This window comes from Phyllobacterium sp. SB3 (genome assembly GCF_040009165.1).
Classification (GTDB): Bacteria; Pseudomonadota; Alphaproteobacteria; order Rhizobiales; family Rhizobiaceae; genus Phyllobacterium.
In genome coordinates, this window is the sequence record NZ_JBDYKI010000008.1 from 81,586 (window position 1) to 106,791 (window position 25,206).

Annotated in this window: 18 protein-coding genes; 9 read left to right on the forward strand and 9 right to left on the reverse strand. The window is 52.7% G+C overall.

The genetic code is table 11. From position 1 onward, the window contains the following. Positions 1-294 precede the first annotated feature (294 nt). The 4 genes from ABKW30_RS23830 (at position 295) to ABKW30_RS23845 (ending at position 8,512) form a co-directional block, all read left to right on the forward strand. Complete coding sequence (locus ABKW30_RS23830) at positions 295-6,204, forward strand: putative Ig domain-containing protein (protein WP_348601428.1); 5,910 nt, start codon at positions 295-297, stop codon at positions 6,202-6,204. A 320-nt stretch (positions 6,205-6,524) separates the two neighbouring features. Continuing rightward, a complete protein-coding gene (locus tag ABKW30_RS23835) occupies positions 6,525-7,289 on the forward strand; it encodes a FadR/GntR family transcriptional regulator (RefSeq protein ID WP_348601429.1) in 765 nt (254 codons plus the stop codon). A 27-nt stretch (positions 7,290-7,316) separates the two neighbouring features. Continuing rightward, on the forward strand, positions 7,317-8,168 hold the full coding sequence (gene kduI / locus ABKW30_RS23840; protein WP_348601430.1) for a 5-dehydro-4-deoxy-D-glucuronate isomerase: 852 nt from the start codon (positions 7,317-7,319) through the stop codon (positions 8,166-8,168). After that, positions 8,165-8,512: a cupin domain-containing protein gene (locus ABKW30_RS23845; protein ID WP_348601431.1), complete on the forward strand. Its 348-nt coding sequence runs from the start codon at positions 8,165-8,167 to the stop codon at positions 8,510-8,512. The genes kduI and ABKW30_RS23845 overlap by 4 nt, the downstream gene beginning before the upstream one ends. Here the strand turns inward: ABKW30_RS23845 and ABKW30_RS23850 are convergent, their stop codons facing one another. The 6 genes from ABKW30_RS23850 to ABKW30_RS23875 form a co-directional block, all read right to left on the reverse strand. Continuing rightward, positions 8,513-9,892, reverse strand: a complete 1,380-nt coding sequence (locus ABKW30_RS23850) for an FAD-binding oxidoreductase (protein ID WP_348601432.1) — start codon at positions 9,890-9,892, stop codon at positions 8,513-8,515. Continuing rightward, entirely contained in the window at positions 9,889-10,701 is an 813-nt protein-coding gene (locus ABKW30_RS23855) for an ABC transporter permease (RefSeq protein WP_348601433.1), read from the reverse strand. The genes ABKW30_RS23850 and ABKW30_RS23855 overlap by 4 nt, the downstream gene beginning before the upstream one ends. 4 nt (positions 10,702-10,705) lie before the next feature. Further along, on the reverse strand, positions 10,706-11,539 hold the full coding sequence (locus ABKW30_RS23860) for an ABC transporter permease (protein ID WP_348601434.1): 834 nt from the start codon (positions 11,537-11,539) through the stop codon (positions 10,706-10,708). Between the two features lie 63 nt (positions 11,540-11,602). After that, a complete protein-coding gene (locus tag ABKW30_RS23865; protein WP_348601435.1) occupies positions 11,603-12,718 on the reverse strand; it encodes an ABC transporter substrate-binding protein in 1,116 nt (371 codons plus the stop codon). 45 nt (positions 12,719-12,763) lie between these two features. Continuing rightward, on the reverse strand, positions 12,764-13,870 hold the full coding sequence (locus tag ABKW30_RS23870; RefSeq protein ID WP_348601436.1) for an ABC transporter ATP-binding protein: 1,107 nt from the start codon (positions 13,868-13,870) through the stop codon (positions 12,764-12,766). 130 nt (positions 13,871-14,000) lie between these two features. Beyond that, positions 14,001-14,891: a LysR substrate-binding domain-containing protein gene (locus ABKW30_RS23875; RefSeq protein WP_348601437.1), complete on the reverse strand. Its 891-nt coding sequence runs from the start codon at positions 14,889-14,891 to the stop codon at positions 14,001-14,003. A gap of 108 nt (positions 14,892-14,999) precedes the next feature. Here ABKW30_RS23875 and ABKW30_RS23880 point away from each other — a divergent pair, with 108 nt between their 5' ends. Together ABKW30_RS23880 and ABKW30_RS23885 are read left to right on the forward strand one after the other, a co-directional pair. Next, entirely contained in the window at positions 15,000-16,589 is a 1,590-nt protein-coding gene (locus tag ABKW30_RS23880; protein ID WP_348601438.1) for an amidohydrolase, read from the forward strand. A gap of 10 nt (positions 16,590-16,599) precedes the next feature. Then, positions 16,600-17,535, forward strand: coding sequence for a dimethylarginine dimethylaminohydrolase family protein (locus ABKW30_RS23885; RefSeq protein WP_348601439.1), 936 nt, complete (start codon positions 16,600-16,602; stop codon positions 17,533-17,535). Between the two features lie 5 nt (positions 17,536-17,540). On the opposite strand, the gene ABKW30_RS23890 is transcribed toward ABKW30_RS23885, so the two are convergent. After that, on the reverse strand, positions 17,541-18,143 hold the full coding sequence (locus ABKW30_RS23890) for a helix-turn-helix transcriptional regulator (protein WP_348601440.1): 603 nt from the start codon (positions 18,141-18,143) through the stop codon (positions 17,541-17,543). Positions 18,144-18,191: 48 nt separating this feature from the next. Here ABKW30_RS23890 and ABKW30_RS23895 point away from each other — a divergent pair, with 48 nt between their 5' ends. The 3 genes from ABKW30_RS23895 (at position 18,192) to ABKW30_RS23905 (ending at position 22,375) form a co-directional block, all read left to right on the forward strand. Next, positions 18,192-18,797: a nuclear transport factor 2 family protein gene (locus ABKW30_RS23895; protein WP_348601441.1), complete on the forward strand. Its 606-nt coding sequence runs from the start codon at positions 18,192-18,194 to the stop codon at positions 18,795-18,797. 127 nt (positions 18,798-18,924) lie between these two features. Continuing rightward, the gene (locus ABKW30_RS23900) at positions 18,925-20,646 is read left to right on the forward strand and encodes a cation:proton antiporter (protein WP_348601442.1); all 1,722 of its coding nucleotides are present in this window, start codon (positions 18,925-18,927) and stop codon (positions 20,644-20,646) included. A 148-nt stretch (positions 20,647-20,794) separates the two neighbouring features. Then, the gene (locus ABKW30_RS23905) at positions 20,795-22,375 is read left to right on the forward strand and encodes an ABC-F family ATP-binding cassette domain-containing protein (RefSeq protein ID WP_348601443.1); all 1,581 of its coding nucleotides are present in this window, start codon (positions 20,795-20,797) and stop codon (positions 22,373-22,375) included. Here ABKW30_RS23905 and ABKW30_RS23910 read toward each other — a convergent pair. Continuing rightward, entirely contained in the window at positions 22,364-23,572 is a 1,209-nt protein-coding gene (locus ABKW30_RS23910; protein ID WP_348601444.1) for a TIGR03862 family flavoprotein, read from the reverse strand. The genes ABKW30_RS23905 and ABKW30_RS23910 overlap by 12 nt on opposite strands. A gap of 27 nt (positions 23,573-23,599) precedes the next feature. Further along, positions 23,600-25,204: an acyl-CoA synthetase gene (locus ABKW30_RS23915; RefSeq protein ID WP_348601445.1), complete on the reverse strand. Its 1,605-nt coding sequence runs from the start codon at positions 25,202-25,204 to the stop codon at positions 23,600-23,602. Positions 25,205-25,206 lie beyond the last annotated feature (2 nt).

The following is a 25,206-nucleotide window of genomic DNA, read 5'->3' on the forward strand; positions in this document are numbered from 1 at the left end:
CTATTATATAAGTAATTTATAATATATATATTAAAACTAAACAATATAGTATAAATATATGACTTGATAATTTCGCTATACGGTTATATATTTCGTATATTGTATATTCAGTCGGAGATTTATACTGGAATATTTTGCTTATCTTTTAATTTTTATGCACCGATTAACAACTAAATACAACTAAAAATAGAAAATGCTTGAGTATTCTGCAATGTAAAGTAAGGATAAGCGCACTACCGACTAGGTAGATATACGATTCTCTGGGGGAGTCGTCCGGGGCGGGGCGTGGGGAAAATGAAGAAATTGTCAGCTTTAGGCGGCCGGATCAGTTATGTTCCGGGCAGCCTTTTTGTATTTTGTTTGACTTTTGTATTACTCGCTGCAGCAACTATGCTCTCCGTAAATCCGGCATCTGCGCAGGATTGTGGTCCCCATAACATTTCGGTCGCGCATGGCGGTTCCGTTCAGCTGAATGCTGGCGGTTGCGACCCATTCGGGCTGAATAATCCTTCTGTTACGACACCTCCGGCCCACGGAACCGTAACAGTTCTGAATATTGACTCCGGCCTGATAGAGTATTCGCATAATGGCGGTTCGGATGTGGCGACCTCCGATAGTTTTGTGCTTGCTGGAGCTGCCGGTCAGTCCATCCCGGTTAATGTAACGATCGGGCCCGCCTCCACCATGACGATCTCTCCCGGTACGCTGGGTTCCATGAGAATTGCCGTTTCGTATAGTCAGAATCTCTCAGCAAGCGGAGGCACGGCCCCTTACTCGTTCACTGTCGTGTCTGGGAGTATTCCCGGTCTGTCTCTTAACTCGGGCTTGATATCAGGTACTCCGACAGAGAGAGGGCCTCATACACTTGTTGTGGAAGTCACCGATAGTACCGGTGCAACCGCGCAAAAGTCCTATGGCGTCACTGTCGATAATCCGATTATGACTACCTCACCACTCAATCCGGCTTTGGCAGTCGGTGTGCCGAGTACCGCCTCATTCACGACCACCGGCGGTATCGCGCCCTATACCTATAACGTTAATACCGGCACTCTGCCGCCCGGTATAACACTTGCCGCCAACGGCAGCCTAACCGGTACGCCATCTTTGGCAGGAACATATACTTTCGATATTGTGGCGAGAGAAAGCAGCACAAGTTCTATTTGTAATTGCCCTTACTTTAAAGTGGACACTGTAACAGTTACCGTAGCTGCAGCACCAACAATTGTTATCAATCCCGCTACCATTACAGGTGCGACTGTTGCCGCGGCCTACAGCCAGACTTTCACAGCAAATGGCGGGACTGCGCCATACACATTTTCTGTTTCGGCCGGAGCATTGCCATCTGGTCTGACCCTCGATAGCGCTACGGGTGTTTTTGCCGGTACGCCTACAGATTCAGGCACATTTAATTTCACTATACGGGCTACAGACGCCAACAGCTTCACCGGTGATCGAGCTTACTCGCTGACAATTGCTCCGCCAACAGTAGAAGTTGTAGCTGAACCTTTGCCAGTGGAACAAGTCGGTGTTCCGTTCAGTCGTAGCCTCAGTGCGGATGGGGGCACCGAGCCTTATACTTATGCTATAACAGGGGGGAGTCTACCGCCTGGCAAAGTGCTCGCTTCGGACGGCACCATTTCGGGAAGTCCAACGCAAGCTGGCACATTTACATTTACCGTCACTGCAACAGATAGCACTGGAGGCACGGGTCCCTTTTCCGGAAGCCAGGGCTTTACAATTCTCGTAAACCCTGCGCCGCTGGTTTTGCCGGCAACGAGCCTTGCAAACGCGACGGTAGGAAGTGCCTACTCAGCGTCAATTAATCCTGCTACTGGCGGTGTCAGCCCCTATACATATGTGGTGACAGCAGGTGCCCTTCCTGCTGGTATATCGTTCAGTGCGGCTGGTGGTTTGAGTGGCACACCAACCGCAGCCGGTGCATTCAATTTCACAGTGACAGCAGCTGATAGTGCATCAGTAACGGCTACTCAGAATTACTCTTTAAATATCAGTGCACCTACGTTGTCGATGACTCCGGTTGCTGGAAATTTAGTGCTGCCCTACGGACAGCCATCAACCTACAATTTCTCAGCCAGCGGGGGGACTTCACCATACAGTTACAGTCTGGTTGCAGGATCCTTGCCTGTCGGTATATCGTTCAGTGCTGCAGGCGTATTGTCGGGAACTCCGACAGTACCTGGCAACTACAATATAGCGATCCGGGCAACCGACTCTTCGACCGGATCAGGAGCGCCATTCAGTTTACAAAGCAACTATACTTTGCAAGTTGGTGCCCCTACCATGGCAATCACGCCGCCAACTCTCGCCAATGCTCAAGTGGGCATTGCCTATGCCAGCACTTTGACGGCCAGCGGTGGTGTCGGTCCCTATAGTTTTGCTCTTATCAGTGGAGCCTTACCAATTGGAGTATCTTTCAACTCTGCCGGTCAATTGTCGGGAACCCCCAGCACATCAGGCGCCTTCGCGTTGAACATAAGAGCAACCGATGCCAACGGGCAGTTCGTATCACAGGCATTCACGCTTAACGTTGATGCACCGACGATCAGTGTGGCACCGGCAACGTTATCAGCTGGCAGTGTCGCTTCATCTTATAGCGAGACAGTATCTGCAACTGGCGGGACTGCGCCTTATTCATATGCAATCACAGCGGGTTCTCTTCCTGCAGGATTGACATTAAACACCTCGACTGGTGTGATCAGTGGCACACCGACGACTGAGATAAATGCGAACTTTACTGTAACTGCGACAGATAGTACTGGCGGTGCGGGGCCATATAACGCAAGCCGCGCTTACACGCTTGTCATCAATGCGCCTACGATTAGCCTCCCTGCAACAACACTGGCCAATGGTACGGTTGCAACCGCCTATACCGCGACACTCAACGGTGCGAGCGGCGGTACTGCGCCATATAGCTATGCCGTTACAGGTGGTGCACTGCCTGCGGGATTGACCCTGGCATCCGATGGTATAATCAGTGGCACACCGACCACGCAGGTGAACAGCACCTTCACTGTCACCGCTACAGACAATAGTCCCGGGCCGGGACCCTACACTGCAACGCAAACATATACATTGATTGTCGACGCACCAACACTTTCGCTGCCTGCAACGACGCTTGCTAATGGCACGGTTGCAACTGCTTACACTGCTGCGTTGAACGGCGCTGTTGGTGGAACTGCACCTTACACCTACGCGGTAACCGGTGGCGCTTTGCCTGCAGGGTTAACACTTGCTTCCGACGGAACCATCAGCGGGACACCTACAACGCAGGTGAATGCCAATTTCATAGTAACGGCAACGGATAATAGTCCAAGCCCGGGGCCTTACACGGCGAGCCGTGCATATACGCTTATTATTGATGCGCCGACGATTTCCTTGCCTGCAACCACGCTTGCTGACGGTGTGATTGCAACCGCATACACCGCTACGTTGAACGCTGCTTCAGGTGGTACCTCGCCTTACACCTATGCAGTGACCGGCGGGGCTTTACCGGCAGGACTATCGCTTGCCGCCGACGGTACGATCAGTGGTACGCCAACGGCACAGGTCAATGCGAATTTTGTAGTAACAGCAACGGATAATAGCCCAGCTCCGGGGCCATATACCGCAAGCCGCGCTTACACCCTTGCCATAGCTGCGCCGACGCTTGTTTTTCCGGACACTACGTTGGCAGGTGGTACTATTGGAACGGCTTATTCAGCTTCGCTCAATCCGGCCAGTGGTGGTACTGCCCCGTATAGCTATGCAGTCACCGCGGGTGCTTTGCCGGTTGGGCTAACACTTTCGGCAACAGGATCAATTACAGGAACACCAACTGCTGTAGAAAATGCGAACTTCACGGTTACCGCGACCGATGCAAGTCCAGCACCTGGTCCCTATACGATCAGCCGTGCCTTTATGATAACGACAGTTGATACGGTGCCGGTGGCAAACCCGGTTACTGCCACGGTTGCTTATCAAAGTGGTCCAAATCCGATAACTCTTAATATCACAGGCGGGACGCCAACATCCGTGGCGGTCTCTACAGCTCCCACGTCGGGAACGGCTGTCGCAAGCGGTACGACGATTGCGTATCAGCCTGCCACAGGATTTGCTGGAACGGCGAGCTTTGCCTACACAGCTTCCAATGCATCAGGAACATCAGCTCCGGCAACTGTTACCGTTACTGTCACAGCGACGCCACCAGTTGCGCAACCACTTGCAGTTTCCGTTCTGTTTAACCAAGCCAAGAACTTCACTCTTACTGCAACGGGTGCAGGAACTTTGACGTTCGAGCTTCAAACTGCTCCTGCCAACGGCACGATGGTCGTAGGAACAAGTGGGAGTTCAACCTATACGCCGAATACCGGTTTCAGTGGTGCAGACAGTGCCACCTACAAGGTGACGGGTGTCGGCGGCGTTGCTTCCGCCAATGTGACCTTTACAGTTGCAGGACCAGCTGTCGTTGCCGAGCTAACAGGGCTGTTACCGAATGCCGGAACACTTCAGCCCGCGTTCTCGCCAACAGTTGGAAGCTACAGGCTGAAACTTCCGAATACTCAGGAGACCATAACGCTCACTCCAACTTCACGGGATGCAAACTCCAGAGTAACTGTCCAAGGGCGTGCGGTAACGTCCGGCTCGCCGAGCCAGGCTATAAAGCTCGTCGTAGGTGAGACACGTATTGTTGTGATTGTAACTGCTCAGGACGGGTCTGCGTTGAAAACCTACGAAGTAATTGCTGAACGCCTTCCGCCTGCTCCTGTTGCCGCATCAAGATCAGTAGAGGTTATTGCTGGTCAGTCAGCGCGTGTGGACCTGACAGAAGGCTCAACCGGCGGGCCATTCTCAGCAGCCCGACTTGTCAGCTTGTCCAATCCGGACGCGGGACGTGTGACCATTGAAAAGAACGGCAACCGTTATGACATGGTATACGCATCAAAAGAGGCTTTTGGCGGTTCACTGGAAGCCAAATATACACTGGCAAATGCTTACGGCACGTCCAGTCCGGCAACGATAACGTTTGTCGTCATTGCACGCCCCGATCCTTCGAAAGATCCTGAAGTCATAGGATTGCTCACTGCACAGGCTGATAGTGCCAAACGGTTTGCAACCAACCAGATCAAGAACTTTAACTCTCGGCTTGAACAACTGCACGATGAAGGGGATCGTCGCAGCAACAGCATGGCGGTAAGGCTTGGATTCACCGAGCAGGACGAGCCTGATGAAATGGATGAGCCTTTCGACAGTGTTCTGCGTAAAGATGCCGCCTCAAAATATATGGATCAGTCATCCAACGGAGTACCGGATTTCGCAGCGCATTCGTTTGCCGAAGAAGAGAGAAAGAAGAAGGATGGGCAGCCCGCCCCTGAACTGAATATGGGTCGCCTTGCTGTGTGGACCGGCGGGTTTGTCAATTTCGGCGAACGTGATGATGACGGGTTGAATCTCGACTATACGACCGTTGGGGTAAGCGCTGGCATGGATTACCGGTTCTCCAAAAAGTTTGTTGCAGGTTTTGGCTTCGGGTACGGCCGGGATGCGACCGATATAGGTGAAAACGGAACGGAGAGCAGGGCAAACGCCTATAGTGCGGCAGTTTACGGCAGCTATTCTCCGATTAAATCGGTCTTTATCGATGGCCTCCTCGGCGGAAGCTGGCTCGATTTCAACAGTGAGCGCTACATAACCTCGACTGGTGATTTTGCCTCGGGTGACCGCGACGGCACACAGATATTCGGTTCGCTTACTGCAAGCTATGAACACCGGACCGAGGCGTGGCTCGTGTCTCCATACGGGCGCTTGGACTTCTCCCGTTCTTGGCTTGATGGCTTTACAGAGAAGGGTGGAAATGGCCTCGCTTTGCAATATGGCGAGCAGACTGTCGATACACTCTCCGGTATTCTTGGCATTCGACTGGAATATACGATGCCCATGGATTGGGGTGTCCTGAAGCCCGGTGTGCGTGCTGAGTATACGCATGACTTCGAAGGCTCAAGCAGAGTCAAGCTAGGTTATGCCGATATTGGAGGCTTGCCCTACGACGTCGAGACAGAGAACAGCGGTGATGACTACGTTACATTTGGTGCGTCACTTGATGCCGCCCTTAATTCAGATTGGTCCACCAATTTTGATTATCGTACAACGGTAGGTGCCGATGATCAGAATCATGCGTTCGGGCTGAGAGTCGCAAAGCGTTTCTGATCGCTAAAATTAATACCGGCTTGAGAGGCCCTCCCGCCGGTATTTTATTTGCCGCATAAGAAGCAGTTCATCAGTTGATCGCCTTCTTAGTCTGTCGAAGTTTCTATCCCAAAATTCATCATACAATAAACCATAATTTGTATATTGACATTATATTTGCTGAACCATAACCCTATTCTCCATGGGAGCTTGAGCCAAATAGCGGGATAACGCTGCTGAAAGGGAGGGCAGCATATTTCCGGATTGACAACAGTGGCTCTGGCAATTGCGTTCGGCTGCGTTCTCGCTCATGGCGATACCGAATAGAGGTGGCATCAAGCATGGATATTGTGACCGATCTGAAAGTCGAGAGAAAGCCCAAGCTTTCCGAAACGGTTGTCGCGGCGATCCGCGAACAGTTGCTGGGTGGGCTGATCCAGCCTGGCCAGAAGCTGCCGACGGAAGGCCAGCTTACCGAGACTTTCGGTGTCAGCCGAACAGTTATTCGAGAAGCTCTCGCTCAGCTTGCCGCCGCCGGTCTGGTCGAGCCGCGGCAGGGTGCCGGGGTTTTTGTTATCGAGCAGCTCTCTACGGCCTTTGGGGCATTGACATCGGAAATGGGCACAAAGAATTCAATTGCCCTGAACGTGCTTGAAGTGCGTCTTGCGATCGAAATCGAATCCGCCGGGCTGGCCGCCATTCGGCACAACGCCGCACAGGAAGCAGAAATTCAGGAAGCATTTTTCGAGTTCGATATGCTTTTGTTGAAGGATCAGCCGACGGGACCGGCGGATCTTGCGTTCCATCGCGCGATAGCAAGCGCAACGAACAATCCTTTCTACGTTGAAATGCTCGACGTCCTCGGTCGCCGAGCCATTCCTTGCGATATCACGTCACCCTGGTCCACCGAAGTTGCGCAATCAGGAGAATATCAGCGTGGTCTCCAGCGTGAACACCTCGCGATTCTCAACGCAATTTCCGCTGGTAATGCCGAGGCGGCCCGCAATGCAATGCGTGCGCATCTGACCGCGAGCCAGAGACGCTATTTAGAGAGAATTCAGGCACGCCATGGATTCTATGAAGCCGGTTCCGTGAAGGAACCATAATCGAATGAGAGATAGTTTCAGGATACAATGACCCAAGATCAGACCGAATACAGCTCACGTTATGCCATCGATCCGGTAGCCGCTTCTGCAATGGGAACGGATGAACTGCGCCACAATTTTCATATCGGCAATCTGTTCGAAACTGGCAAGATTAATCTCACCTATACGCATTACGATCGCATGATCGTCGGTGGCGCGACGCCCATTAATGGTACGCTTGCCCTTGAGGCCATCAAGCCGACAGGCACGAAGAATTTTCTGGATCGCCGTGAACTGATCATCGTAAATGTGGGCGGTAAGGGTACGGTCGTTGCTGGTGGTGAATCCTTCGAACTTGCAGAGCGAGATATGCTCTATGTCGGCATGGGCGTTGAAACGGTGTCATTCGCATCGACGGACAATCAAGAGCCTGCGAAATTCTATCTGTTGAGTGCGCCAGCACATCAGACTTACCCCACCCGGCATATCCGCATTGGTGACGCCAAGCGCGTGGATCTCGGTAGTCAGGCAACGTCCAACGAGCGTTCGATTTTCCAGTTTATCCACGCCGATGGTGTGAAGACCTGCCAGCTTGTTGTCGGCATGACGCAGCTGGCACAAGGTTCGGTATGGAATACCATGCCATGTCACGTTCATGACCGGCGCATGGAGGCTTATCTGTACTTTGATCTCCCCGAGACGGCGCGAGTCTTCCATTTCATGGGAGAACCAGACGAGACACGCCATATCGTCATGAGAAATGAAGAAGCAGTGCTTTCACCGGGCTGGTCGATCCATTCGGGATCGGGGACTTCAAACTACGCGTTCATCTGGGCGATGGCTGGCGACAATGTGGACTATACAGACGTTGATCCAGTGACCATGGATGATCTGAAATGAGCCAGACAGTTGGAAGCGGGTTTTTTGTTGCAGCAGAAGACAGCAGCTGGGAAAATACCGAGCCGGGTGTAAAACGACGGATCATGGCCTATCTCGACGAGATGATGATGGTCGAGGTTTTGTTCGAAAAGAACGCTGTAGGGAGCCTGCATTCGCACCCTCATATTCAGTCAAGCTATGTTGCTGAAGGGCGGTTCGAAGTCACTATCAACGGCATCACCAAGATTCTTGAACAGGGAGGAAGTTTTATCGTTCCGGGCAATCTCGTTCATGGGGTGAAGGCTCTCGAGGCGGGCAGATTGATCGACTCGTTTTCCCCTCACAGAGCTGACTTTTTAAAGTAGTTAGAGTATTTTTCCGGGATTCATGATGCCGTTAGGATCAAGCAGGGACTTGATGGTTCGCATCAAGTCCAGCTTGACCGGGTTAACGAGCGTGGTCAGCTCCGCTTTCTTATCCAACCCGATTCCGTGTTCCGCCGAGAATGATCCACCCATTTCCCGGAGGTGGGCATAGATGATTGATTTGACCATCTCTTTGTCCGGCTTGGACGCAGTGCCTGCAACACCCACATGCAAATTACCGTCTCCAAGATGACCAAAAGCAAAACCGCGGACATCGGGCCCAAGCACCGCAATCCCTTCATCGAATTGTTTCAGCCATGATTCCAGATGCTGGAGCGGAACGGAGATGTCGAACCAGTGACCGTTCGGATATACGCGGTCAATGACACTGCTGTCTTCGCGGATGTTCCAGATTTCGCCACGCTCTTTCTCGCTCTGGGCAAGAATTGCATCAAGCACGAGGCCTTCCTCGATGCCTTCGGCGAGCGCATTTTCCAGGATCGATTGTGCTGATGCCTGATCCACAGCATCGGTTTCGACAATGAGATAAATTGGTGCTGAAGCGATGGAAGCCAACGATGGCGGACCAAGGTTTTCGACTGCCGTAAGGAAATAGTTCTGTGCCATGAACTCGGCGCGCAGTAGATGCAGAGTGTGACTGGCTTGCAATTGCTGAAACAGAGATGTTGCAGCGTCCACCGATATGCACGCAACAAGAGCCGTCGCGGTAATAGCATCCGGAGGTGCGAGCCTGATCACGGCGCGTGTTACAATACCGAGCGTACCTTCGGCTCCAATGAACAACTGCTTGATATCGTATCCCTCGTTGGATTTGGGCACTTGCGCCATATCACTCATGATGCGCCCGTCGGCCAGCACCACTTCGAGACCGAGGACACGCTGACGCATAACTCCGTGCCGGAAAGCTTCCATGCCACCGGCATTCGTCGAAATCATCCCACCTATTGTAGCACTGCCGCGCGAGGCAATATCGATACCTGTTGATAGATGCTGGCATGCCGCAGCTTCTTGCACTGCATGCAGCGTGACACCCCCTTGAACAATGGCGGTTCCTGCGGATGCGAACAGCATCTCGATATTGTTCATTGACGACAGGGAGAGGATAATTTGTCCGGTTGCAGATACTCCGCCGCCCACTAATCCTGTCCGTCCGCCATGGGGCACAACTGCAATTCGCTGTTTATTGCACAGACGAAGTACGGCAGCCGTCTCGACAGTTGTTCGCGGCGCTACCATTACCGCCGCATTGAGATTATTCGCATCGGAACCCGGATGGATCAGGTCTAATGCTTCCCCAGTCTTCACACTGTTGGCACCAACGATCAATCGAAGGTCGGCAAGAATGGTTTCTGGGATCATTGCGTGTCCGCTGCCCTGCGCCGATCAATGAAAATTCGTAGAGCAAGGATAACGGCGGTTACAAGGATCAGAAGTACCGAGATAGCAGCGATTGCCGGATCGATATTGTCACGCAGGCCCATCCACATGAGCCGTGGGAGGGTGATGGCGTTGACACTGGTAATGAAGAGCGTGACGCCGATCTCTTCCCATGACAGGACAAAGGAAAGAAGTGCAGCCGTGGCGATACCAAATTTGATGTTCGGGATGATGACTTTGAACGCGCGGGTTGCCAGGTTGGCACCAAGGCCGCGTGCCGCAAGGTCTATGCGCCGGTCAACCTGAAACAGAGCAACGAGGATGAGCACCACTGCGAAGGGTGTTATCATCACTGCATGGGCGAGGGCGACGCCAAGCCAGGTGTCGTAGCCGATCCAACTATTGAAGCTTGATAGCGTGGTCATCAGGAAATAGAGCGTCATGGCCGAGACAACCGGCGGAACAATCAAGGGCAACAAAACGAACCCGATGAGCAAGGCGGAGAAGCGCGGCTGAAACATCCAGATGCCAAGGCCAAACATTGTCGCCAATGCCGTTGCGATAATGCTTGAAAGAATACCGATGCGCAGACTGAGCAAGATGCTTTGGAGCCATGCAGGATTATCAAGCAGGGCCTGATAATGGCGAAGGGATAAGGTGCCGGATGGCATCGACAGGAAACGGGCAGGTGTAAACGACACAGGTACGACTGCAATAAGAGGCATAAGCAGGAAGAGCGCGACTGCGGTAGCGAGGATGAGGAGTACCGGGCCGGGGCGGGATGACTGCATGATACTAACCCACCATATGCGCGGGTTTGATGAAGCGCCGCAGCAATGTCAGCAGAATTCCGATGAAAAGGACAAGCACAACACTGATCGCAGCGCCAAGTCCCCAGTCGGGGCTTTGGAAGATGCGTAGATAAACCAGTTCTGCCACCATCACGCTCCGTCCACCACCAAGGATTGCAGGCGTAACGAAGAAGCCGAGAGCAAATACAAAAACAATAAGAGCCGCACCAATCATCCCGCCATAGGTCAGGGGGACAAAAACAGTCCAGAATGTTCGCGTTCTTGATGCACCCATGCCGCGCGCTGCCAGCAGGACACGTTCATCAATGCTGCGCATGGCGGAAGCAATTGGAAACACAGCAAAAGGAATAAGGAAATGCGTCATGCCGATGATGACGCCAAACTCATTGCGCGCCAGAGCAAGTGGTTCGCTGATAATTCCTGCCGATTGCAACCAGGTATTGATCAGTCCGCGATTGGATAGCATCGCCAGCCAGCCGAAGGCGCGGGTAAGTACGGAAATCCAGAATGGGACAAGGATGCAAAATTCAGCAAGTGCGCGCTGTACGGAACTGCCACGCACCCAGACATAAGCGATAGCATAGGCTGTGATAAGTGACGCGGCGGTTACAATCAGGCAGATACGTAGGGTACGAACAAAGACCGACTGCACAAGTGGATCGGTAAACACAGCCGCGTACTGGCCAAGCCCTGTTTCAGGCATAGTGAAGCTCCAGCGAACCACACCCAGAAAAGGCGCGACATAGGCAAGCCCCAAAAACAGGAGCAATGGTGCCAGCAGAAGCAGCTTTCTGGAATGGGTAGACTTACCGTTCATTCAGCATCCTTTGTTGCGTAGTTTTGAGTTGGCGCGAGATTGTTGATCCCGCGCCATTCATGCTTAGGCAGAAATGACTTTTGTATACTCGTCAAATGCCTTGCCGTAGTTTTCTGCATACCATTCCATATCAAGCGGAACCTGCTTTGCCATGTTTGCCGGATCAACGCAGTTTATCCGCTTCTTGTCGTCGGGGATCAGCGCGTCGGTTGCCGGATTTGCGGGGCCTTGACCCAACAGGTTAAACATTTCCAACTGGCGCTCTGGTGTTTGAGCGCTGGCGATGAACTTCATCGCATTTTCCTTGCCGCCCGGGTTGTTTTTCATAACCGCCAAAGCACCGGGTGAGATCAAACCCTGATCCCAGACGAACTTGATCGTACCGCCTGAATCCTGCTCTATAAGCTGTGCGCGCGTCGACCAGATCAGCGCCATGGAAGCCTCGCCATCGATCAGGACAGACTGGCTTTCCGCGCCGCCTCCCCAGTAGGCAACAACATTTTCCTTGAATGCAGCAATCTTGTCGTGGGCTCGCTTGAGGTCGAGAGGGTAGAGTTTTTCCGGTGCAACCCCGTCTCCCATCAACGCTGCTTCCCACATGGCTGCACCCCATTTGTACATGGAACGCTTGCCGGGGAACTTCTTCACATCGAAGAAATCGGCCATTCCTGTAGGCACCAGATCGCCGAATTTCGACGAGTCATAAGCGACAATGTAAGAGAAGAAATACGTTGAAGCCGCAGTATCCCAGCCGAATCCCGGCCGCATCTTGTTCTTGTCCACTATGGAATAATCAATTGGTTCAAGCATGCCCTGTTTGCCGAGTGAAATCCCTGAAAAAGGATCAACGTCAAGCAAATCCCAGCTGGGTTTGCCGCTTTTGAACTGTGCTGTAATTGCCCCTTCCGTCGGCCCGGAACCATCCATCTTGACGGTTACTCCGCTCTCCTTGGTGAACGGCTGGCCATAGGCCTTGTCGTAGGCCGTCATCGCATCACCGCCCCAGTTGACCAGAACAAGTTCCTTGGCCTGTGCATACGACCCGGTGGAGCGAAGAAGTGCCGGAGCTCCTGCCAGGAACATCGCAGCCATCTGCGTGAAACGTCGGCGACTTATTTCACCTCGTTCGACTTTGCTGGCGAGTATTTCGAGGCAGTCTTTTTGAAATGCGTTATCCATTTTGTTTCCCTCTGGATTTGTAGTTGTCACATTCCTGAATGCTGCCTAACTCCCATTCGGCAGCAAAAAGCCTTGATGCACCGGCCATGACACCCATACGTTTGTTTCAGGTGCTATCGGTGACGTGGTTGCTGTTGGCATTGAAACGGACAAGCTCGTTCCGGTGCGTGTTCGCAAATGATACTTGGTTGCAGCACCGAAATAGGTGGCCCCCTCTACCCGGCAGGTTATGGCGTTGCAGTTCTCGTTTCCTTTATCCGAGGAGATAACCATGTGTTCAGGCCGCACAGCTGCTACCGCGGCTCTCCCCGCAAGCATCGTTGACTTGTTTACAATGATTGTCTGGTCTTCAAATCTGCCGGCAGCGCGCTCGCCATCCAGCTGCACAATGTCCAGCGGCAACAGGTTGATCTCACCAAGGAATTCGGCGACGAACTGATTCGAAGGCCGTTCATAGACATCCTGCGGTTTGCCAATCTGCAGGAGTTCGCCATGATTGAAGATGGCAACGCGCGAAGACAAGGCAAGCGCTTCGGATTGATCATGGGTGACGAAGACGAAGGTTGTGCCGGTTTCCTGATGCAGCCGCTTGGCTTCTTCCTGCATCATTTCACGCAGGTTCTTGTCGAGAGCCGAAAATGGTTCATCCAGCAGCAGTACGGCAGGTTCAAATGCCAAGGCGCGGGCAAGTGCAACACGTTGCTGCTGGCCTCCGGAAAGCTTGGCTGGCAGTTTTTTCTCATGGCCGGCCAGCCCAACGCGTTCGACCATCTCGCCGACCCTGCGTTTGATGTCTGCAGCAGAACGCCGGCGTACCTTGAGCGGAAAGGCGATGTTCTGCTCGACAGTCAGATGCGGAAAGAGCGCATAACCTTGAAACACCATTCCATAGGAACGATCCTCCGCAGGTACACCGGTGATGTCTTTGCCATCCATCATCAAACGTCCTGATGTTGGCGAAAGGAAACCGGCAAGGATCATGAGGAATGTTGTTTTGCCCGAACCCGAAGGTCCTAGCAGGGTTAAAAATTCGCCCCGCCTTATGTCGAGCGAGAGGTCTTTGAGCGCATGAAATGCGCCAAATGTCTTGCCAATCGAAATAGCCTTGATCTCGGCGGCTTTCGCATCGCCCAGTTGCATGCTTTGAGGCATTGATTGACCTCTTTCCCCTTCTTTTAAGTGAAGCCTAGGCACAATCTGCGATTACGACAATTGAATTATATTACCCTGATACGTGAACAAAATTCACGCCATATTCGTAAGTAGCCCAGGGTGCACCGATTTAGGCATTACGCGTTTGTGACAGTCGCGACTTCAACCATTCGGTGAAGGCAAGCTGCGCGGGATGATCTATCTTCGCGTAATCTGTGACAAGAAAGTACGACTTTGGTGATTTGATTGCGAGATCGAAAGGTTGAATGAGTTGGCCACCTCGCATGGCTTTTCTACACGTCAGCTTATCGCCTATCGCGATCCCTTGCGCTGTTATGGCCGCAGAGAACACAAGGTTCATGTCAGAGAAAACAATTCCACGTTCAGAATCAGGGTTATCGACATTTGCGAGTGCCAGCCAAAGCGTCCAGTCTTCGAAATCTACCAGATGCAGCAAGGGTGCTCGCAATATGTCCTTGGGTTCAGCGAGGCCACCGAGCTTATTCAGAAGAACCGGGCTGCATAGGGGCGTAAACTCAATCTCGCAAAGCAGGTCGACGGCCCTGTTGGGCCAGTTCCCGTCTCCAAAGGCGATGAAGAGATCAATTCCCGGTGCAGTTACGTCATCAAGCTTACGCGGGGTTACAATACGAAGTGCAATATCAGGATATTTCTCCTGAAACTCCGCAATATGCGTGCATAGCCAAAGTGATGCGAAGCCGGAAGTGCAACTGACGGTCAATGTTCCGCCTGTGCTTGCGGGGCTATGTCGGCCGCCGGCATCGTCGATGACAATCAGCGCCTTTCGAATATCATTGGCATATTTCCGCCCGCGCGGGGTAAGGATAACGCCCTTTCCGTCCCGCTGTAATAGCTCGAAACCCAGGTCTCTTTCCAGCAGACGGAGTTGGTGGCTGACGGCGCTCCGTGTCAAGTGTAGTTCTTCGGCAGAACGCCAGACGCTGCCATGTCTCGCAAAGCTTTCCAGCGCGCGAAGGGCCTGAGTAGAGGGAATTCGCATACAACGCCTTTAAAGAAGAGGTGAATAGAATTTGCACGTTTTGAGAAAACATATCACTTTTTCTCCCGCCTTCCAGATGATTATCTGACCTGTGGCGGGAGATAATTCGTGGTTACAGCAGCAGGGACATCAGCACTCGGTTTCATTGATGAGCACACGGCTGATCTCTCGGCATCGGCGCAAACAATTTTCGATTTTGGCGAAACTGCCTGGCGCGAATATCGATCCGCTGACTGGTATGTCCGTCGTTTGAAGCAGGAAGGCTTTGACGTGGAGATTGGCTCCGCTGGCATGCCGACTGCGTTCTGTGCGCATTGGACCAATAAAGCTGGAACGACCGGAAGGTCACCGACGATTGGTATATATGCCGAATATGATGCGGTGCCTGGAAACTGTCAGGCCGCGGCGACCTCCAAGCAACCACGCTCCGGGCTGAATGAGCATGCTGGTGGCCACACAGACCCTCATTCCGGCCTTGGAATATCATCGCTGGGAGGATTGCTGGCGACAAAGGCGGCAATGGAAAAACACGGTATTGCTGGAACTCTGCGGTTTACCGGCGAGCCTGCAGAGAAGGTGCGTGGCTCCAAACCTATTCATGCAGCCAAAGGTTACTATGACGGATTGGACGGTATGATCTCATTCCATCCATTCTATATGCTGCCCCTGTGCAATACCGTGCGATGGGATACGCATTGCGGGGCGGCCTATTCGATGATCTATCGCTTCGTCTGTGATCAGCCGGAATTATGGGGCCTGAGTGATGGTGCACCCATTCCGCAATCCCATTCTGCGGTCCGCGCACCGGGTGCCAATGATGCGCTGATGATGATGTATATGGCATCGAAAGCATTGCGCGATTCCATGTTGCCGCATCAGGGTGGCTGGTCAATCAGCGAAGCAATTCTCACCGCTGGGCAGGCAACAGCGGACAATTTGCCGGCGGGTCTTGCGGAAATTCAGTACATGATGCGCGTCCCGACTATCGCCATGGCTGAGCAGATCACAGCTGCCCTGGATCGAAATGCTGAGCATGCTGCTGCAATATCTGGTTGCAGAGTAGAGCGGCATTGGGTTTGCAAATCCCGACCCGGACTTGCAAATCATGCCATGGCTGGAATTACCTGGGATGCGCTCAATATTGTCGGCGCGCCACGTTGGGGCGAAGCCGCAAAAGCCATCGCTCGCGAAATTCAGGTCAGCGCCGGTATGGAGGCCATGGCTGAACCGTTTATCGATGAGTGCGAGCAGTTGGTCTCGCCGCAGGATGCGGAAGCCATATTACGACGTGATTTGCCGCCGTCGCAGATCAATTCTACCTCCGATGATTATACCGATATGACGTGGCACGCGCCCACCGTTCGCTTTTACGTGGCCCGTCCGGCATTGAAGACGCCAAAAGGTAAGTCCTACCCCAGCTGGGTCATGAATGCACTTGGCGGGATACCGCAAACGATCGACCCGATGATCGTCTGCGCTGCAAAGACAGTGGCGCTGACGGCATTACGGTTGCTGGAAGATGAAGGTGCGCGGCGCGCCGCAAAAGACGAGTTCATCAAGCGGACAGATGGGGGAATTGGCGGTTCCAAATGGATTGCGCCACTGTGTGACTATGACCCGCCAATTCATTTCCGTTGGCCGGAATATATAACAACAAAGCGTGGAACCGAGTGGTGGATACCGAACACCGCCCAGTGAGGAGAGTGCAATGACACGTCATGAGAATGGTTTTGATGCCGATGCTTTCACATTGAAGCGGCGCAACCCTAACGGTTCAACGAAGCCGCTTGCAAATTGGGGCTTTCGTAACGAGACCGATCCGCTGACCGATGTACTGCTTGGATCACCCGCATTTCTGCGGCATATGGCAACAAGCTCGCTTTCACGAAAGCACCTGCGGGAAGCTCCTTGCAACATTCAGTCAGCGCAGGCTCAGCATAAGGAGCTTGTGGCGGCCTATGAACATTTCGGCGTCAAGATTCACTGGCATGAGCCGGAACCGGAACTGCCGATGCAGGTTTATTCACGCGATTCCAGCGTCATGACTCCCTATGGCGCAATCATCACGGCCATGGCGAACTGGTGGCGGCGCGGGGAGAATTACGCGGCCATCCGCACCTATGAAAGGCTCGGTATTCCAATCTACGATATGGTGACAGCCGGAACTTTTGAAGGTGGCGATTTCAACGTCATTGAGGAAGGTTGCGTTCTGATTGGCTGCGGAGGGGCGCGGACGCAGGAAGAGGGCGCACGTCAGGTCGAGGAGTGGTTCCGCAAGGAAGGTTGGGAAACGCGACTTGCCTTTATCGATGAGTACTATGTCCACATCGACTTGATGGTGGTGCCCATAGCACCAAAGCTTACAGCGGTTTGTCTGGCCTGCACGGAGCCGGGGATTGTCGATTGGCTCAAAGCAAAAGGTCATGAAATAATCGACGTGCCGTTTCAGGACACAATGAATCTGGGGTGCAACTTCATGTCGCTCGGCAATGACCGGATTATCGCACCCACATCGAGCAAAACCTTGATTGAGAAGTTAAGAGCGACCGGATTCGAGGTTGCCGCTGTCGATATGAGTGAGATTTCCAAAACAGGCGGTGGAATCCACTGTATGGCGCAGGCATTGCTGCGGTCTCCCGAATGAATCTTCTAAAAATAGCGCCCCGGCGTGACCCCAAATGTTTTGCGGAACATTGAAATGAAAGCGCTGACATTGTCGTAGCCGAGATCAAAGGCGATAGTCGTGACCTGGGTCTTTTCTGACAATAGTTCGAGTGCACGCATAAGGCGGGCGCGCTGGCGCCATTCCATAAAGCTATAGCCTGTCTCTTTATGAAAACGCCTCGAGAGAGTGCGGGGTGCGATAGCCGCCCATGCAGCCCACTCATGCATCCGGCGATTATCATGCGGATGTTTAATCAGGGCGTTAGCAATGCGTACCAGTCTGGTATCGATCGGCATCGGCAGACTGAATGGCTCCTCCGGGGCCTGAGCAATTTCATCCAGAATAACATCGGCGATACGCTGTTCAGCCGGGGTCAGTCTTGGATTTTCCCAAGACATGCTACGTGTCACCGCTTCTCTTAAAAGCCCTGTTATTTTGATAATGAAGGGGCGGCTTGGAAGTTTGGAACAGAGTTCTTCCGATACATAGACGCTCCAACCTTCGAACGGACCGTGTGAGAGAAGCTGGTGATCCATATGCGGAGGTATCCACGCTGCGTGGGTTGCTGGCACCACCCATCTACCCATTTCAGTTCCAATTGATAAAAGCCCCGAAGTGGCCCCGAGTAATTGACCATGCGCATGCTGGTGGAGTGTCATATTGGGCACATGGGTAGGCAATGTGCGTACCGCAAATACTGGAACATCGGAACTTGGATTGAGCAACTTCATCAAATTGGCCTTAAAACAGTATTTTATGGCATTGATCGCGTAGTATGGCCCTCTTTAACATGCAAATTCAAGGAGAGACCATTCAGAAGGAAGACCGATATGACACAATTATCCAAAGCAGCGTCGCAGGATCTAATAAAGAAAGTGTTGGAGAGCATGCTTGATCCAAACGCACCAGTTGAACAATTGCGCGAATTCTTTTCCACCAATTACCGGCAGGATATAGATGGAGTTACACTTGATTTTACAGGCTTCATGGCTCACGCCGAAGATCTGAAGAAATCTATTTCGGCAGGTTCGACTACTTTTGAGATGATGATCGTCGAAGGGCAAACGGTAGCAGATGTTCATATAGTTGATGCCATCAAGTTGAACGGCGAAAAAATCAGGATCAAAGTTATCGCCTTTTATACAATTGAGAATGGCAAGATTACCCGGGTCAACGAACTCACCCACTTGCTTTCCGGATTAACGGAAGACAGAAATCTGGGCTCACGAACCTCCCATTAGACCAAGCTTTCCAGATTCTGGTTGCATTTGATGGCTAGCATTCTTATCGAAACTTTTGGGCAGATCTGCCAAGCTGTTGTATCGTTTCAGCCATACCAATGACAACCACATAAACTTAAGGCCTAGTGTGCATAGCGAAGTCGCATTGATCTCAACCGTTGCCGTCAGCTTTGTAGCCGCAGCAATCTGTGGCTATTTGGCTGACAGGCTATGGCTACCTCCGCTGGTGGGGTATCTTTTTGCGGGCATTATGCTCGGTCCGTTCACGCCGGGCTTTATTGCCGATAGCGGCCTTGCCGGGCAACTTTCCGAAATGGGCGTTATTCTGCTCATGTTTGGAGTAGGTTTGCATTTCTCCGCGTCGGAGCTTCTGGCCGTCCGTAACATTGCCGTACCGGGTGCGATTGTACAAATCCTGCTGGCCGGTCTCTTGGGTATCGGGTTGAGTTCGCTTTTCGGTTGGGGCATTGGGGCCGGTGTTGTTTTTGGCCTTAGCCTTTCAGTGGCGAGCACTGTGGTTCTCCTCAAAGCTCTTGAAGAACGCAATCTGGTGAACAGTGCTAATGGCCGGGTCGCTGTTGGCTGGCTGATTGTCGAGGATCTCGCCATGGTTCTGGCACTGGTTTTGCTGCCGGCATTGGCCGAAGTTCTTGGAGCTCAGTCCGGGGCGGACATCGGCGGAACGCAACTCGCTATGAACCTTGCAATCACGCTCCTTAAAGTAGCGGCATTTGCTGTTATGGCCGCTTATCTCGGGCCTAAGGTTGTTCCCTGGCTTTTGACTTTGATTGCGCGTACAGGCTCGCGTGAGCTGTTTACACTTTCAGTTCTCGCCCTCGCACTGGGTATTGCATTCGGATCCGCGGAAGTCTTCGGGGTGTCTTTCGCTCTTGGCGCATTCTTTGCGGGTGTCGTCATGAGTGAGTCGAACCTGAGCCATAGGGCTGCGGCAGATTCCCTGCCATTGCAGAATGCTTTCTCGGTCTTGTTCTTCATATCGGTGGGAATGCTTTTTGATCCATCTGTTCTACTGCGTGACCCCTTGGCTGTGATTGGAACGCTTCTCGTAATCATACTTGGAAAATCGATCGTTGCTTTCGGGATCGTAGTGGCACTGCGATATCCGGTCGGCATGGGTCTGACCGTTGCAGCCGGGCTTGCACAGATTGGCGAATTTTCCTTCATCCTTGCTGGACTTGGTGTATCGCTGAACCTGCTTCCCAAGGAAGGGCAAGACCTTATTCTTGCGGGTGCGATCCTTTCTATTACGCTCAATCCGGTCATCTTCATCATCGCTGAAAAATTGAAGAAAACGGCTCTGGCCAAGTGGCCAATCTGGTGCGACCGGCATGGCAAGATGAAGCATGAAAAGCTCGAGCGCGAACTTGCAATCATCCGGGCGGTCGGGGAAGAAAGAGACAAGAAGCATCAGCAAAAGCTCAAGCAGCTCATTGAGACGTTTCCCTTGTTCTCTCAACTCGACAAGACATCCCGTGAAGAGCTTTTTCTTTTGTTCCGGCCTAAATCAGCTTCTCCAGGTGAACGCGTCATTCGTATCGGTGATCGCGGCGATGGAATGTATTTCATCGTTTCGGGCGCCGTTGAAGTTCGGCTTGAGAATGCAGATGTTCCGCTGGATGCAGGCGCATTCTTTGGCGAGATGGCATTGCTGAGCGGGGGCCGCCGTACTGCTGATGTTGTGGCAATAGATTTTTGCCAGTTTCTGGTGCTGGATCGCAGGGACTTCAATATTTTTGCGTCACGTTATCCAGGTCTTCGGGCCGCCGTTACCACAATGGCCAGGGAAAGGACCGAAATGAATATTTCCCGCCAGCAAACAGATCAATAGCGGGACATTGTAAGCAAGGTTGGCTTGATCGCCTTGATTTAAGGCCATGCAGTTCCTACACTAAAAAGGGCAATACGCAGGAGCACGACAATGAAAATCTCATCCGAAACTTCATTCGCCTTATACGCAATTGAACGCTCGGTTTGTGATGTCAGCTCTTCTCGTTTTACAGAATGTTTCCTACACAACGGCTGATGGCCGTGAACTCTTCAACTCTCTAGACCTCAGTCTTGATAGTGGGCGCACCGGCCTTGTCGGGCGCAATGGCGCAGGCAAGTCTACGCTCCTGAAACTCATAAGAGGTGATTACGCTCCGCAATCCGGTACGATCAGCTGTGCTAGCTCTGTTGGTACTTTGGAACAAGTTGTCCAGGTTGCAGCCTCCAGAATGGTCATTGATGCATTGGGTGTGGCTGATGCTTATCAAACCGTACAACGGATGATGTCCGGTAACGGCACTCTGGCGGACAGCGCAGAAGCGGATTGGACCCTTGAAGCAAGGTTGGCCGATGCCTTGGCAGAGGTGGGATTACCAGGGTGTGACCCAATGCGTATGCTTTCTACATTGAGTGGCGGGCAACGAACCAGAGTTGCACTTGCGGCGCTGATCGTGAACAAGCCCGACCTCATTCTTCTTGATGAACCTACCAATAATCTTGATCGCGACGGGCGCGAAGCAGTGGCGGCTTTTCTAGCGCGCTGGAGGGGAGGTGCGCTGGTCGTCAGCCATGACAGGCAATTGCTCCGTCAGATGGATAGGATCGTCGAACTTTCCGGTCTTGGCGTGAAAATTTATGGTGGCAACTGGGATGACTACAAAGAACAGAAAGATCGCGAAATAGAAGCAGCGGAGCGCGAACTGGTGGTTGCAGAACGCAACGCGGTGGATCTTGCCCGCAAGATACAAATCGTTGCAGAGCGGAAGGCAAGAAAAGATTCAGCAGGAAAGCGCTCACGCGGTAAAGCAGGACTTAGCAAACTTATTTTGGATGCCCGGGAGGATCGGGCAGAGAAAACCTCCGGGAGAGGAAAACAATTAGCGGATCGGCAACACCGGAAAGCGGATGAGAAACTACAGTCGGCGGTGTCTAGCGTTGAGCGCATCAAGCCACTCTCATTTGAAATCGGCGCATCCCGAATATCTTCAGGAAAAACGGTTTTGGTTTTTCACGAGGTAACCGGTGGTCCTGATAAGAATTCTCCGATAATAAACCGTCTCTCCTTTACAATAACCGGCTCGGAGCGGGTGGCTGTTACAGGTCCGAATGGATCTGGAAAAACAACACTTCTTCGTCTCGCTACAGGCGATCTTCAGCCTGTTGGAGGAACCATCCAACGTTCGGGACCCTATGCGATGCTGGATCAGAATGTCAGCGTGCTCGACCCCGAAAGTACAGTCCTGGAGAATTTCAGGCGCCTTAACCCGGACAGTACAGACAATGATTGTCGTGCCGCCCTGGCACGGTTTGTATTCCGGGCGGATGCTGCTCTACGTCTGGTCTCTACGCTTAGTGGTGGGGAAATACTGCGGGCCGGGCTTGCCTGTGTTTTGGGAGGTAGCACGTCTCCCGATTTGCTTATTCTCGATGAGCCGACAAATCATCTTGATCTGATGTCCATTACGGCAATTGAAACGGCGCTGAATGCTTATGATGGTGCGCTGCTCATGGTCAGCCATGATGAAGATTTTCTGTCAGAGATTCGCGTCGGGAAGCGATTAACGCTCTAACCATTCTGTGATGCCGTGCGCAGCAGCACGGCCCGTAGCAAAGCAGGCGGTAAGAAGATAACCGCCTGTTGGTGCTTCCCAGTCCAGCATTTCTCCGGCAACAAATAATCCGGGAATAGCCTTCACCATATAATTGAGACCAATGCTGTTCCATTCGACGCCACCAGCTGAAGAGATCGCCTCAGCTATGGGGCGCGGTCGCAAAACGGCTATCGGCAGGTTCTTGATGAGCTTGGAGATCACGTCAGGATCAGCCAGATCATGATCACCCGCAAAGGTTCGCAGCAATGCCAGTTTGACACCATCAATGCCTGTGCCCTTACGGAGGCGATTGGAAAAGCTTGCTTTGCTGCCTTGCCGTGTCAGATCGCGCACCAGACGCTCTAGCGGTCGTCCCGGCATAAGGTCGACCATCAGTGCAGCTTTACCTCTAGTCGCGAGTTGTTCACGCAAGCTTGCAGCATGGGCGTAAACAAGGCTGCCTTCAATGCCGTGCCTGGTAATGACGAACTCACCGGGGATAGTCCCGGCATCTGACGTGGCCGTAACTGATTTTACCGCTGCCCCTGCAAAACGCTCGCGGAAGGTTTCATCCCAAACTACATCGAATCCACAATTGGCAGGTTGAAAAGGGCTGATACCTACGCCGGCATTACTTAATAACGACACCCAGCCGGCATCTGAGCCAAGACGTGGCCAGCTGGCACCTCCCAACGCAAGCAAGACTGCATCAGGCTTGACTGCAAGTTGACCATCTGGTGTGTCGAACAGGTAGTCCTGACCCGAATATCCGACCCAGCGATGACGCGGGCGAATTTTCACACCTCTGGATTCCAGCCGTTTGAGCCATGCGCGCAAAAGGGGCGAGGCCTTCATCGCCTTGGGAAATACGCGTCGGGACGAACCGACAAAGGTTTCGATACCAAGCTCTTCGGCCCATGCCCGCAGATCGTCGGGTCGGAAAGCATCGAGAGCAGGGCGCAAGCGTTCCGATGCAGTGCCAAAGCGATTCACAAATCGCGAGTAGTCCTCGGCATGGGTCAGGTTAAGGCCTGATTTTCCAGCGAGCAGAAATTTGCGGCTAAGGGTCGGCATGCTGTCATAGACAGTGATCGAGTAGTTGGAGAGAGATAATATCTCTGCCGCTGCCAGACCGGATGGGCCACCCCCAATAATCGCGATCTCTTTTGTGTTCACAAGCCTGCCTGTCTGCATTTGGAGAAATCAGGCGTCGAGTTCGTTCCGTCTGATAAGTTCGTCCCGTATCAGTTTCTTGGCAATCTTTCCATATGCGGACTTTGGCATATCCGGCCAGAACACAAAACGCTTCGGCAATTTATAGCGGGCCATCCTGCTGCTGAGCCAGTCGGTGATGGCCGTACCGTCGGGTGATGCTCCTGATTTTGCGACACAGACTGCAAGCCCTACTTCACCCCAGACGGGATCAGGGATGCCAAGGACAGCAACCTCGCTTATATCGGGATGGGTGAGAATCTTTTCTTCCACCTCCCGGGGGTAAACATTGGAACCGCCCGAGATGTACATGTCAGAAGCGCGCCCGGTGATGAAAAGGAAACCTTCTTTATCAAGGTAACCGAGATCTCCCGTTCGGAACCAGCCATTGCGGAAGGCTATCTGGTTGGCTTCGGGGTTGTTGTAATAGCCTGCAAACACCGCCGGACCTATCACGCAGATTTCGCCTGTCGTACCGGCGCTCACTTCATCTCCATTGTCATCCTGAATGGATATCTGCATGCCGGTGCGGGCATAACCGCAAGTGCCAATTCTCGCATTGCTGTGGTCTTCGGTGGAGTGGCATTCTGTTGGCAGAACCGTGATATTTCCAGTCACTTCACCAAGGCCAAAATACTGCACGATTACAGGGCCGAGAGTCTTGAGGGCATGTATCTGATCGGTACGATACATCGGAGCGCCGGCATAGATTACGTAACGCAGCGATGAATGATCATACAAACTCACGGACGGGCTTTCAGTCAAAATCTTGAGAATCGTCGGAACCGTGAACATGTTGCTCACCTTCCATTTTTCAACAAGCCGCCATGCTTCCGAGGCATCGAATTTTTCCGTCGGTAGCAGGATGGTCTTTGCGCCTCGCGCCACTTGCGTAAGTTGATGAATGCCTGCGCCATGCGACAGCGGAGCGACAACGAGTGACGCGTCTCTATATGTCGTCCCGGGCATCAGGTCGCAAAGATGGTTGGTAATGACAAAGGCCATTTGTCCGTGGGTCAGCACGGCTGCTTTGGGTCTGCCGGTTGTGCCTGACGTAAAGAAGAACCAGCACGGATCGTCGTGGTTCACCGCTGTCGCTATCACAGGTTGGTCAGCGAACTCTTCGACAAGTGTATCGTAGTCATCACCGAAACTGCTGATGCCAATGCTGATGGTAAACTCAAGATCGCTGTTTGCTGCACGAGAGGCGAGGGCATGATCGGGAAACGCGTTTCCGCATATCATTCCCTTTGCTCCGCTGGCGCTACCGAGATAGGCCACCTCATCCGGCGTCTGCCGGAAATTGGCAGGAACCCATACTGCACCGAGCTTGAAACAGGCAAACATCGATTCAAACATCTGGTTACAATTTTGCGACTGGATAAGGATACGATCGCCTTTGCCGATACCGAACTTGCTTTGCAGTGCCGCGGCCATTGCGTTAACGCGCCGATCAATCTGTCTCCAGGTCCATGTTTTATCAGCCCAGACAAATCCGATTTCGTCCGGAAAACGCCGTGCAGTCTCGCTCAGAAAATTGCTGAGGTTCATCACTCGTCGTGTCATGGGAGCTATAGTCAAACCACCGGCCTGCATTG

Excerpts from the sequence above, each read along its gene's own strand:
- ABKW30_RS23890 (WP_348601440.1), bottom strand. The coding sequence starts at position 18,143 with ATGGGTAGATGGGTGGTGCCAGCAACCCACGCAGCGTGGATACCTCCG.
- ABKW30_RS23885 (WP_348601439.1), top strand. The coding sequence starts at position 16,600 with ATGACACGTCATGAGAATGGTTTTGATGCCGATGCTTTCACATTGAAG.
- ABKW30_RS23860 (WP_348601434.1), bottom strand. The coding sequence starts at position 11,539 with ATGAACGGTAAGTCTACCCATTCCAGAAAGCTGCTTCTGCTGGCACCA.
- ABKW30_RS23835 (WP_348601429.1), top strand. The coding sequence starts at position 6,525 with ATGGATATTGTGACCGATCTGAAAGTCGAGAGAAAGCCCAAGCTTTCC.
- ABKW30_RS23850 (WP_348601432.1), bottom strand. The coding sequence starts at position 9,892 with ATGATCCCAGAAACCATTCTTGCCGACCTTCGATTGATCGTTGGTGCC.
- kduI (WP_348601430.1), top strand. The coding sequence starts at position 7,317 with ATGACCCAAGATCAGACCGAATACAGCTCACGTTATGCCATCGATCCG.
- ABKW30_RS23855 (WP_348601433.1), bottom strand. The coding sequence starts at position 10,701 with ATGCAGTCATCCCGCCCCGGCCCGGTACTCCTCATCCTCGCTACCGCA.
- ABKW30_RS23845 (WP_348601431.1), top strand. The coding sequence starts at position 8,165 with ATGAGCCAGACAGTTGGAAGCGGGTTTTTTGTTGCAGCAGAAGACAGC.
- ABKW30_RS23875 (WP_348601437.1), bottom strand. The coding sequence starts at position 14,891 with ATGCGAATTCCCTCTACTCAGGCCCTTCGCGCGCTGGAAAGCTTTGCG.
- ABKW30_RS23830 (WP_348601428.1), top strand. The coding sequence starts at position 295 with ATGAAGAAATTGTCAGCTTTAGGCGGCCGGATCAGTTATGTTCCGGGC.
- ABKW30_RS23895 (WP_348601441.1), top strand. The coding sequence starts at position 18,192 with ATGCGCATGCTGGTGGAGTGTCATATTGGGCACATGGGTAGGCAATGT.
- ABKW30_RS23915 (WP_348601445.1), bottom strand. The coding sequence starts at position 25,204 with ATGCAGGCCGGTGGTTTGACTATAGCTCCCATGACACGACGAGTGATG.
- ABKW30_RS23870 (WP_348601436.1), bottom strand. The coding sequence starts at position 13,870 with ATGCCTCAAAGCATGCAACTGGGCGATGCGAAAGCCGCCGAGATCAAG.
- ABKW30_RS23865 (WP_348601435.1), bottom strand. The coding sequence starts at position 12,718 with ATGGATAACGCATTTCAAAAAGACTGCCTCGAAATACTCGCCAGCAAA.
- ABKW30_RS23905 (WP_348601443.1), top strand. The coding sequence starts at position 20,795 with ATGTCAGCTCTTCTCGTTTTACAGAATGTTTCCTACACAACGGCTGAT.